The organism is Actinacidiphila alni (assembly GCF_900112845.1).
GTDB classification, from domain to species: Bacteria; Actinomycetota; Actinomycetes; order Streptomycetales; family Streptomycetaceae; genus Actinacidiphila; species Actinacidiphila alni.
The window spans coordinates 1-10,955 of the sequence record NZ_FONG01000021.1 but is presented as its reverse complement, the minus strand read 5'-3'; the positions used below and the strand labels follow the sequence as shown (position 1 = coordinate 10,955).

The 10,955-nt window shown below is 69.3% G+C and carries 9 protein-coding genes, 1 rRNA gene and 1 pseudogene; 10 read left to right on the top strand and 1 reads right to left on the bottom strand.

Annotated elements, in window-relative coordinates; all coding sequences use genetic code 11:
- Window positions 1–13 precede the first annotated feature (13 nt).
- The 6 genes and pseudogenes from BM076_RS27950 to BM076_RS27925 all read left to right on the top strand — a co-directional run.
- A pseudogene (locus BM076_RS27950) lies at window positions 14–253 on the top strand (phosphotransferase-like protein); the annotation flags it as partial.
- 203 nt (window positions 254–456) lie between these two features.
- Window positions 457–744, top strand: coding sequence for a 30S ribosomal protein S15 (gene rpsO, locus BM076_RS27945; RefSeq protein WP_033173003.1), 288 nt, complete (start codon window positions 457–459; stop codon window positions 742–744).
- A 297-nt stretch (window positions 745–1,041) separates the two neighbouring features.
- Window positions 1,042–3,267: a polyribonucleotide nucleotidyltransferase gene (locus BM076_RS27940; RefSeq protein ID WP_093716509.1), complete on the top strand. Its 2,226-nt coding sequence runs from the start codon at window positions 1,042–1,044 to the stop codon at window positions 3,265–3,267.
- Window positions 3,264–4,640 (top strand): M16 family metallopeptidase, encoded by a 1,377-nt coding sequence (locus tag BM076_RS27935; RefSeq protein ID WP_093716508.1) that lies wholly within the window; start codon window positions 3,264–3,266, stop codon window positions 4,638–4,640. The genes BM076_RS27940 and BM076_RS27935 overlap by 4 nt, the downstream gene beginning before the upstream one ends.
- 93 nt (window positions 4,641–4,733) lie before the next feature.
- Complete coding sequence (dapB, locus tag BM076_RS27930) at window positions 4,734–5,489, top strand: 4-hydroxy-tetrahydrodipicolinate reductase (protein ID WP_093716507.1); 756 nt, start codon at window positions 4,734–4,736, stop codon at window positions 5,487–5,489.
- Window positions 5,490–5,514: 25 nt separating this feature from the next.
- Window positions 5,515–5,991, top strand: a complete 477-nt coding sequence (locus BM076_RS27925; protein WP_093716506.1) for a tetratricopeptide repeat protein — start codon at window positions 5,515–5,517, stop codon at window positions 5,989–5,991.
- An 81-nt stretch (window positions 5,992–6,072) separates the two neighbouring features.
- On the opposite strand, the gene BM076_RS27920 is transcribed toward BM076_RS27925, so the two are convergent.
- Entirely contained in the window at window positions 6,073–6,618 is a 546-nt protein-coding gene (locus BM076_RS27920) for a hypothetical protein (RefSeq protein WP_093716505.1), read from the bottom strand.
- Between the two features lie 198 nt (window positions 6,619–6,816).
- Between BM076_RS27920 and thyX the strand changes: the two genes are divergently transcribed.
- The 4 genes from thyX to BM076_RS27900 all read left to right on the top strand — a co-directional run.
- Entirely contained in the window at window positions 6,817–7,557 is a 741-nt protein-coding gene (gene thyX / locus BM076_RS27915; protein WP_093716615.1) for an FAD-dependent thymidylate synthase, read from the top strand.
- A gap of 188 nt (window positions 7,558–7,745) precedes the next feature.
- On the top strand, window positions 7,746–8,645 hold the full coding sequence (gene dapA, locus BM076_RS27910; RefSeq protein ID WP_093716504.1) for a 4-hydroxy-tetrahydrodipicolinate synthase: 900 nt from the start codon (window positions 7,746–7,748) through the stop codon (window positions 8,643–8,645).
- Between the two features lie 165 nt (window positions 8,646–8,810).
- Window positions 8,811–10,496 (top strand): ribonuclease J, encoded by a 1,686-nt coding sequence (locus BM076_RS27905; RefSeq protein WP_093716503.1) that lies wholly within the window; start codon window positions 8,811–8,813, stop codon window positions 10,494–10,496.
- Window positions 10,497–10,876: 380 nt separating this feature from the next.
- Window positions 10,877–10,955 (top strand): 16S ribosomal RNA (locus tag BM076_RS27900); the annotation flags it as partial.

The window sequence follows — 10,955 nt, the reverse complement described above, 5'->3', positions numbered from 1 at the left end:
TACGATCTACGGTGTGCGCCACGGCCGGATCGTCCTCCTCAACGGGACCTCCAGCTCGGGCAAGTCCTCGATCGCGCGCGAACTCCTCACCATCCTCGACGGCGACCCCTGGTTCCACCTGGCGGTCGACGGCTTCGGTGCGATGCGCGCCACAAAAGAAGTGGCCCCCGAAGCGGTGGACGGCATTCTCAACCGCACCCGAATGGGATTCCACCGCGCCGTCGCGGGCAACGACCTCGTCGTCGACCGCCTTCCGGCTGCTGCGCGAACGCCGTACCGCCGCCGTCCCCAGGTGACCCGCGGGTAAGCGGACCGGCGCAGGCTGGTACTCTGGGTGCCGGTCACCTGTGCGTTCACACGCTGTACGCCCGGTGACCGCGCCTCGCGAGTTCACGAAGCTTCCCCCGCGATGAATACCGGGGGCGCTCGGAGGCCACCGACACCTGAGGAGTCCGTATGTCGCTCGACGTCGAGACCAAGAAGCAGATCATCGCCGAGTTCGGTACCAAGGAAGGCGACACGGGCTCCCCCGAGGTCCAGGTCGCTCTGCTGTCCCGCCGGATCTCGGACCTGACCGAGCACCTCAAGACCCACAAGCACGACCACCACTCGCGTCGTGGTCTGCTGATCCTGGTCGGCCAGCGCCGCCGTCTGCTGCAGTACCTGGCCAAGAAGGACATCACGCGCTTCCGTGAGCTCCGCGAGCGCCTCGGCATCCGTGCCGGCGCCGCGGGCGTTCGCTAAGACGCCGTGCAGGGGAGCGGTTCCCGTCACAGGGGGCCGCTCCCTTTGCCGTATGCACCGGATCGCCGTATGCACCGGACATGCCGCATGCGTGATGTCTCCGTCGTCTGGTGCAATGGTTATCAAGTATGAGGAGGAGCGTCCTCCTGCATCGCCGAATGGCCGGTCCTCGGTAGTGGCCCCCGGACAACACGACCCGGAGGCTTCGATCGAAGACCGGCACCGGCACAGGACGCCCCTCCACCGATGGCCCGCCAGGGAAACGCCCTGCGGGCAAGGACGAGGAGAATCCCCATAGTGGAGAACGAGACCCACTACGCCGAGGCCGTGATCGACAACGGCACCTTCGGCACCCGCACCATCCGCTTCGAGACGGGCCGGCTGGCCCGTCAGGCCGCCGGCTCCGCCGTGGCCTACCTGGACGACGACACCATGGTGCTGTCGGCCACCAGCGCCTCCAAGCAGCCCAAGGAGCACTTCGACTTCTTCCCCCTCACGGTGGACGTCGAGGAGCGCATGTACGCGGCCGGCCGGATCCCCGGCTCCTTCTTCCGCCGCGAGGGCCGCCCCTCCGAGGACGCCATCCTCACCTGCCGGCTGATCGACCGCCCGCTGCGCCCGTCCTTCGTCAAGGGCCTGCGCAACGAGATCCAGATCGTCGCCACGGTCATGGCGCTCAACCCCGACCACCTCTACGACGTGGTCGCCATCAACGCCGCCTCCTGCTCCACGCAGCTGGCGGGCCTGCCCTTCTCCGGGCCGATCGGCGGCGTCCGCGTCGCGCTGATCAAGAACCAGTGGGTGGCCTTCCCGACCCACACCGAGCTGGAGGAGGCCGTGTTCGACATGGTCGTCGCCGGCCGGGTGCTGGAGGACGGCGACGTCGCGATCATGATGGTCGAGGCCGAGGCCACCGACAAGACGATCCGCCTGGTCGAGGGCGGCGCCGAGGCGCCGACCGAGGAGGTCGTCGCGGCCGGTCTCGAAGCCGCCAAGCCGTTCATCAAGGTGCTGTGCAAGGCGCAGTCCGAGCTGGCCGCCAAGGCCGCCAAGCCGACCGGCGAGTTCCCGATCTTCCTGGACTACCAGGAGGACGTGTTCGAGGCGCTGGAGGCCGCCGTCACCGGCGAGCTGGCGCAGGCGCTCACCATCGCGGGCAAGCAGGCCCGCGAGGCCGAGCTGGACCGCGTCAAGGGTCTGGCCGCCGAGAAGCTGCTGCCGCAGTTCGAAGGCCGCGAGAAGGAGATCTCCGCGGCCTACCGCTCGCTGACCAAGAAGCTGGTCCGCCAGCGGGTCATCAAGGACAAGATCCGCATCGACGGCCGCGGCGTCACGGACATCCGTACGCTGGCCGCCGAGGTCGAGGCCATCCCGCGGGTGCACGGCTCCGCGCTGTTCGAGCGTGGCGAGACCCAGATCCTGGGCGTCACCACCCTCAACATGCTCCGGATGGAGCAGCAGCTCGACACCCTGGCGCCCGAGACCCGCAAGCGCTACATGCACAACTACAACTTCCCGCCGTATTCCGTGGGCGAGACCGGCCGCGTGGGTTCGCCCAAGCGTCGCGAGATCGGTCACGGCGCGCTCGCCGAGCGCGCCCTGATCCCGGTCCTGCCGACCCGCGAGGAGTTCCCCTACGCGATCCGTCAGGTCTCCGAGGCGCTCGGCTCCAACGGCTCCACGTCGATGGGCTCGGTCTGCGCCTCCACCATGTCGCTGCTGAACGCCGGTGTGCCGCTGAAGGCCCCCGTCGCCGGTATCGCCATGGGCCTGATCTCGCAGGAGATCGACGGCAAGACGCACTACGTGGCGCTGACCGACATCCTCGGCGCCGAGGACGCGTTCGGCGACATGGACTTCAAGGTCGCCGGCACGAAGAACTTCGTGACCGCGCTCCAGCTCGACACCAAGCTCGACGGCATCCCCGCCTCCGTGCTGGCCGCCGCGCTGAAGCAGGCCCGTGACGCGCGCCTGCACATCCTCGACGTGATGAACGAGGCCATCGACGTCCCCGACGAGATGTCCCCGAACGCGCCGCGGATCATCAGCATCAAGATCCCGGTGGACAAGATCGGCGAGGTCATCGGCCCCAAGGGCAAGATGATCAACCAGATCCAGGAGGACACCGGCGCCGACATCTCCATCGAGGACGACGGCACGGTGCTGATCGGCGCCACCGAGGGTTCGCAGGCCGAGGCGGCCCGCGCGGTGATCAACCAGATCGCCAACCCGACGATGCCCGAGGTCGGCGAGCGCTACCTGGGCACGGTCGTCAAGACCACCACCTTCGGCGCGTTCGTCTCGCTGATGCCCGGCAAGGACGGTCTGCTGCACATCTCGCAGATCCGCAAGCTCGCCGGTGGCAAGCGCGTCGAGAACGTCGAGGACGTGCTCGGCGTCGGCGCCAAGGTGCAGGTCGAGATCGCCGAGATCGACCAGCGCGGCAAGCTCTCCCTGATCCCGGTCATCGAGGGCGAGGACGACGCGAAGGACGGCGACGCGAAGGACGAGTCGGCCAAGTGACGACCCGCTCCACCGCCGTGACGGCCCGCCCCTCCACCAAGGGGCGGGCCGTCCGCACGCGGACCCTCCTCCCGGGCACCGACGGCGTCGGGACCGTACGGCGCAGCGTGCTGCCCGGCGGCCTGCGCGTGGTCACCGAGACGCTGCCCACCGTCCGCTCGGCCACCTTCGGCATCTGGGCGGGCGTCGGCTCCCGCGACGAGACCCCGGTGCTCGGCGGCGCCACCCACTACCTGGAGCACCTGCTCTTCAAGGGCACCGCGCGGCGCAGCGCGCTGGACATCTCCGCCGCCGTGGACGCGGTCGGCGGCGAGATGAACGCGTTCACGTCCAAGGAGTACACCTGCTACTACGCGCGGGTGCTCGACACCGATCTGCCGCTGGCCATCGACGTGGTCTGCGACATGCTCACCGGTTCACTGATCCGCCAGGAGGACGTCGACGCGGAACGCGGTGTCGTCCTGGAGGAGATCGCGATGACCGAGGACGACCCCGGCGACCAGGTGCACGACCTGTTCACCACCGCGATGCTCGGCGACACCCCGCTGGGCCGCCCGGTCCTCGGCACCGTCGACACCATCAACGCCCTCACCCGCGACCAGGTCGCCCGCTTCTACCGGAAGCACTACGACCCGACCCGGCTGGTCGTCGCCGCCGCGGGCAATGTCGACCACAACGCGGTCGTCCGGCAGGTCCGCCGCGCCTTCGAGGACGCCGGCGCACTGCGCGACCCGGACGCCGTCCCGCGCGCCCCGCGCTCCGGCGGCCGTACGATCCGCGCCGCCGGCCGCCTCGAAGTGCTCGACCGGCGCACCGAACAGGCCCATGTCGTGCTCGGCATGCCGGGCCTGTCCCGCAACGACGAGCGCCGCTGGGCGCTGAGCGTGCTCAACACCGCGCTCGGCGGCGGCATGAGTTCCCGGCTCTTCCAGGAAGTGCGCGAGAAGCGCGGCCTGGCGTATTCGGTGTATTCGTACACGTCCTCCTTCGCGGACTGCGGCCTGTTCGGCGTCTACGCGGGCTGCCAGCCGCGCCGGGTGCCCGAGGTGCTGAAGATCTGCCGGGACGAGCTGGCGCAGGTCGCCGAGCACGGCCTGCCCGACGAGGAGATCGCCCGCGCCGTCGGCCAGCTCTCCGGTTCCACGGTGCTGGGGCTCGAGGACACCGGCGCGCTGATGAACCGGCTCGGCAAGAGCGAGCTGTGCTGGGGCGAGCAGCTGTCGGTGGACGACCTGCTCGCCAGGATCGCCGCGGTCACCCCGGACGACGTCCGGTCGGTGGCCCGTGAGGTACTGGCACAGCGGCCCTCGCTGGCCGTCATAGGGCCCGTGAAGGACAAGCAGGCCGCCCGGCTGCGGGACGCCCTCGCCTAGCGCGAGAACACGAACGCGACAGAACACGAACGCGACAGAACACGACGGACACGACCAACACGACGGACACCGAAGGACGAGGACCGAACAGCGATGAGCAAGCTCCGTGTGGCCGTCATCGGCGCCAAGGGCCGGATCGGCTCCGAGGCGGTACGCGCGGTCGAGGCCGCCGACGACCTCGACCTCGTCGCGGCGCTCGGCCGCGGCGACCGCCTCGAGACCCTGACCGAGGCGGGCGCGCAGGTCGCCGTCGAGCTCACGCACCCCGACGCGGTGATGGCCAATGTGGAGTTCTGTGTCGGCCACGGCATCCACGCCGTGGTCGGCACCACCGGCTGGACCCCGGAGCGACTGGACACGCTGCGTACGTGGCTGGCCGGTTCGCCGGCGACCGGCGTGCTCATCGCCCCGAACTTCTCCATCGGCGCCGTCCTGACCATGCGCTTCGCCCAGCAGGCGGCCCGCTGGTTCGAGAGCGTCGAGGTCATCGAACTGCACCACAACCGCAAGGCGGACGCCCCCAGCGGCACCGCCACCCGTACCGCGCAGCTCATCGCGGCGGCCCGCACCGAGGCCGGCCGGGCGCCCCAGCAGGACCCGACCACGCACGCCCTGGACGGCGCCCGCGGCGCGGACGTGGACGGCGTGCCGGTGCACTCGGTACGGCTGCGCGGTCTGCTCGCCCACCAGGAGGTCGTCTTCGGCGACACGGGCGAGACGCTCACCATCCGGCACGACTCGCTGCACCACAGCAGCTTCATGCCGGGCATCCTGCTCGCCGCCCGTACCGTGCCCGGCGTCCCGGGCCTCACCTTCGGCCTGGAACACTTCCTGACGGACGAGGGCTGATCCGGGACCGGGAGGACCGAACCGTATGCGCGCCAAACTCAGCTACGCCGTCTCCGCGGTCGTACTGGTCTTCTACTTCGTGCTGGTCGGCGACCGGGGCGTGCTGCTCATCGCGGACGGCCGCCCGGTCACCGTCGCCTTCGGCCTGGCCGTGCTCGTCCTGCCGCTGATCGGCGCCTGGTTCCTGTGGCACACCACGCAGTTCGCCCGGCACGCCGGCCGGCTGGGCCGGGAGCTGGAGGCCGAGGGCGGACTGCCCGAGGACGAGCTGGTACGGACGCCCAGCGGCCGGATCGACCGCGCGTCGGCGGACGCGGTGTTCGCCAAGCGGCAGGCCGAGACGGAGGCCGCGCCGGACGACTGGCGCAACTGGTTCCGGCTGGCCGTGGCGTACTTCGACGCCCGCGACACCCCGCGCGCCCGCAAGGCGATGCAGCGGGCGATCGCCCTGCACGACGGGCGCGAGGTGCGCGAGGTCCGCGAGGTCCGCGAGCGCGCCTAACGCCGCCCGGCGGCGCCGGGCGGCGTGGTCCGTCAACAATTTCCGGGCGTGCGCCCGGGCGGGTGAAGCTGCGCGGCGCGCTCAGCGCAGTTCGGCCGCCCAGCCCTCGATCGCGTCGGCCGCGAGGTCGAACGCCTCGACCCGGCCGAGGAAGTCCGCGTTGTGGTCGGTCAGCAGCGGCTTGAGCTGCTTGCCGCCGCGCCGGGTGATCACCAGCGCCTGCCCCTGCACACTGCGCGGCAGCCCCAGCACCCGTACCGGCTGCTGCGCGGTGCGCACCGCCACGACCTGGCTCCAGGACACCGTCGAGGTCGAGAAGAACTCCACCTGCCGCAGGCCCTTGCCGCTCACCCACACGCCCACCCGCAGCAGCCGCAGCGTCAGGGCGATCACCACGATCCCCGCGAGCACGCACGTCACCGCGCCCTGACCGCTGCCCGCAGCCGCCATGATCAGCGCGGCGAACATCAGGTACGAGGCCAGGACCAGCGCCAGCGCGGCGGTCGCGACCCGCCAGGGACCGGGACGGTACGGCCGCATCCAGCGGTCCTGCGCCGCGTGGGGCAGCGCGCGTCCGGCCGCGATGTCGTCGGCGAAGATGGTGGTGGAATTGCGGGGGAGGGACACGCGGAGAATCCTCTTCGGGTTTCCGGCAGCTTCGGGCACGAGCGGGGGGCTACGACGGGTGAGGCTAGCCGCCGCCCGGCGCATCGGCCACCTCGGGGCGGCCGTTCGGGACACGGCCCGGCCGACGAACACTGTCATAGGGAGCGAATAGGCTGACGCCGCACAGCAGCAGCCAAGCAGGAAGGACTTCCGGTGCCGATCGAGACCACCACCGCGACCGCCGTCCCCGTCCGGTTCCGCGACGACGTGAGCGTCGAACTCGTCAAGCACAGCGCGTCGGACGGCGACGTCCTGTGGGCGGCACGTGTCTCCACCGCCGGAGAGCAGTCCCTCGAAGAGCTGACCAAGGACCCCGAGCGGTCCAAGGGTCTGATCAACTACCTGATGCGCGACCGGCACGGCAGCCCGTTCGAGCACAACTCGATGACGTTCTTCGTGAGCGCCCCGATCTTCGTCTTCCGCGAGTTCATGCGGCACCGCGTCGGCTGGTCGTACAACGAGGAGTCCGGCCGCTACCGCGAGCTGCAGCCGGTCTTCTACGTGCCGGGCCCGGAGCGCAAGCTCGTCCAGCAGGGACGGCCGGGCAAGTACGAATTCGTGCACGGCACGGAAGAGCAGCACAAGGCCACGGTCGCGGCGATGGAGCAGTCCTACGAGCAGTCGTACGCGGCCTACCAGGAGATGCTGGCCGCCGGCGTGGCGCGCGAGGTCGCCCGCGCGACACTCCCGGTGGGACTGTTCTCCTCGATGTACGCGACCTGCAACGCGCGCTCGCTGATGCACTTCCTCGGCCTGCGCACCCAGCACGAGCTGGCGACGACCCCGTCCTTCCCGCAGCGCGAGATCGAGATGGTGGGCGAGCTGATGGAGGAGCACTGGGCGCGGCTGATGCCGCTCACGCACGCCGCGTTCAACGCGAACGGGCGGGTCGCACCGTAACGGCCGGAAGCGATCGGCGCGACCGCAGCGCAATGTCCGAAGTGTTCCGATTGCAGGCATTCGTGAAGTTCATCTAGGCTGCTGAAACGGACTCCGGCGTTGCTTGAACCCCCGAGCAGGCACCGCCGGAGTCCTTTGCGCAGGTCCCGAGGCTGCATGCCCGTACACACACCGAGTAGCGTGGACCCATGGCTCCGACCTCCACCCCCGCGGCCCCCTTCGGGCGGGTCCTGACCGCAATGGTCACGCCGTTCACCGCCGACGGCGCCCTCGACCTCGACGGCGCGCAGCGGCTCGCCGCCCACCTCGTGGACGCGGGCAACGACGGCCTCGTCGTCAACGGCACCACCGGAGAGTCGCCCACCACCAGCGACACCGAGAAGGACCGCCTGGTACGGGCCGTCGTCGAGGCCGTCGGCGACCGCGCCTTCGTCGTCGCCGGCGTCGGCACCAACGACACCGCGCACAGCGCGGAACTCGCCCGCCAGGCCGAGACCGCCGGCGCCCACGGCCTGCTGACGGTCACGCCGTACTACAACAAGCCCCCGCAGGAGGGTCTGTACCGGCACTTCACCACGATCGCCGACGCCACCGGCCTGCCCGTGATGCTCTACGACATCCCCGGCCGCAGCGGCGTCCCGATCGAGACCGAGACCCTCGTCCGGTTGGGCGAACATCCCAGGATCGTCGCCAACAAGGACGCCAAGGGCGACCTCGCCGCGGCCAGCTGGGCCCTGTCCCGCAGCGGCCTCGCCTGGTACTCCGGTGACGACATGCTCAATCTGCCGCTGCTCGCCATCGGCGCCACCGGCTTCGTCTCCGTCGTCGGCCACCTGGTCTCGCCGGAACTGCGCGCCCTCCTCGACGCGTACACCAGCGGCGACGTCACCAAGGCCACCGAGATCCACCAGCGACTGCTGCCGGTCTACACCGGCATGTTCCGCGCCCAGGGCGTCATCACCACCAAGACCGCCCTCGCGCTGCGCGGACTGCCCGCGGGACCGCTCCGCCTCCCCCTCGTGGAACTGGACGAGGCCGCCACCGAGCAGCTCAGGAGGGATCTCGCCGCCGGCGGGGTACACCTGTGACCACACAGACTTCACAACTTAATACGACGGAACAACCGAACGAGCAGCACCCGATACCCAGCACGACCAGCACGACCCGTACACACGCACACGGAACAACTGACGATGTCACGCGCGCCAACGCCCGGAAGAGGCCCTGCCGGCGCGCGTGGTGAGGAGAGACTTTTGAGCCATCCGCACCCCGAACTCGGCCCCCCGCGGACCCTGCCCGACGGCGGCCTCCGTATCACCCCGCTCGGCGGCCTCGGCGAAATCGGCCGCAACATGACGGTCTTCGAATTCGGCGGCAAGCTGCTGATCGTCGACTGCGGAGTGCTCTTCCCCGAGGAGGAGCAGCCGGGCGTCGACCTGATCCTGCCGGACTTCAGCTCCATCAGGGACCGCCTCGACGACGTCGTCGGCATCATCCTGACCCACGGCCACGAGGACCACATCGGAGCCGTCCCCTTCCTCCTGCGGGAGAAGGACGACATCCCCCTGATCGGCTCCAAGCTCACGCTCGCGCTGATCGAGGCCAAGCTCCAGGAACACCGCATCCGGCCGTACGTCCTGGAGGTCAAGGAGGGCGACCGCGAGCGCATCGGCCCCTTCGACTGCGAGTTCATCGCCGTCAACCACTCCATCCCGGACGCCCTCGCCGTCGCCGTCCGCACCCCCGCGGGCATGGTCGTCGTCACCGGCGACTTCAAGATGGACCAGCTCCCGCTGGACGGCCGGCTCACCGACCTGCCCGCCTTCGCGCGGCTCGGTGAGGAGGGCATCGACCTGCTCCTCGCCGACTCAACCAACGCCGAGGTGCCGGGCTTCGTCGCACCCGAGCGGGACATCTCGCAGGTGCTCCGGCAGACCTTCGCCAAGGCCGATAAGCGGATCATCGTGGCGAGCTTCGCCAGCCATGTGCACCGCATCCAGCAGGTCCTGGACGCCGCCCACGAACGCGGACGCAAGGTCGCCTTCGTCGGCCGCTCCATGGTCAGGAACATGGGCATCGCCCGCGACCTCGGTTACCTCAAGGTGCCGCACGGCCTCATCGTGGACGTCAAGGTCCTCGACGACCTGCCGGACGAGAAGGTCGTCCTGGTCTGCACCGGCTCCCAGGGCGAACCCATGGCCGCCCTGTCCCGGATGGCCAACCGGGACCACCAGATCAGGATCGTCGAGGGCGACACCGTCATCCTCGCCTCCTCCCTGATCCCGGGCAACGAGAACGCGGTCTACCGCGTGATCAACGGTCTCACCCGGTGGGGCGCCAATGTCGTCCACAAGGGCAACGCCAAGGTCCATGTCTCGGGACACGCCTCGGCCGGCGAACTGCTGTACTTCTACAACATCTGCAAGCCGCGGAATCTGATGCCGATCCACGGCGAATGGCGCCACCTGCGGGCCAACGCCGACCTCGGACAGCTCACCGGCATCCCCAAGAGCAACTGCGTCATCGCCGAGGACGGTGTCGCCGTCGACCTCGTGGACGGCGTCGCCAAAATCGCGGGCAAGGTCCAGGCCGGTTACGTGTACGTCGACGGCCTGTCCGTCGGCGACATCACGGAGTCGTCCCTCAAGGACCGCCGCATCCTCGGCGAGGAGGGCATCGTCTCCGTCTTCGTGGTGGTCGATTCGACCACCGGGAAGATCGTCGGCGGACCGAACATCCACGCCCGCGGATCCGGAATCGAGGACGAGGCATTCGCCGCCGTCATCCCGAAGATCGAGGAGGGGCTCTCCCGCTCCGCCTCCGACGGGGTGATGGAAGCCCGCCAGATCCAGCAGCTCATCCGCCGCGCGGTCGGCAAATGGGTCTCCGACACCTACCGCCGGCGTCCGATGATCCTCCCGGTGGTCGTCGAGGTCTGACGCCTCGTCAACCCACGGACCAGGAGCGGGCCCACGGATTTGCATCCGTGGGCCCGCTCCAGTACGTTGGCACAACCGCCTCGACGAGACCCGCGGAAACGTGTGTGCTCGAAACGGGGTTGGTAATTCCGACGGAAAAGCTTCTGATAGAGTCGGAGACACGAAGGGAAAGCCCGGAGGGGCCGGTGAAACGGTTCCGATGGAAGCTTCCGTTCCTTGAGAACTCAACAGCGTGCCAAAAGTCAACGCCAGATATGTTGATACCCCGTCTCGTTTGTATCGGGACGAGGTTCCTTTGAAGTAACACAACAGCGAGGACGCTGTGCACCCGGGGATTATTCCTCCTCGTGGTGCCGCTCTTCCTGTGATGCGAGTAAGCATTCACGGAGAGTTTGATCCTGGCTCAGGACGAACGCTGGCGGCGTGCTTAACACATGCAAGTCGAACGATGAACCATTT

Excerpts from the sequence above, each read along its gene's own strand:
- rpsO (WP_033173003.1), top strand. The coding sequence starts at position 457 with ATGTCGCTCGACGTCGAGACCAAGAAGCAGATCATCGCCGAGTTCGGT.
- dapB (WP_093716507.1), top strand. The coding sequence starts at position 4,734 with ATGAGCAAGCTCCGTGTGGCCGTCATCGGCGCCAAGGGCCGGATCGGC.
- BM076_RS27925 (WP_093716506.1), top strand. The coding sequence starts at position 5,515 with ATGCGCGCCAAACTCAGCTACGCCGTCTCCGCGGTCGTACTGGTCTTC.
- dapA (WP_093716504.1), top strand. The coding sequence starts at position 7,746 with ATGGCTCCGACCTCCACCCCCGCGGCCCCCTTCGGGCGGGTCCTGACC.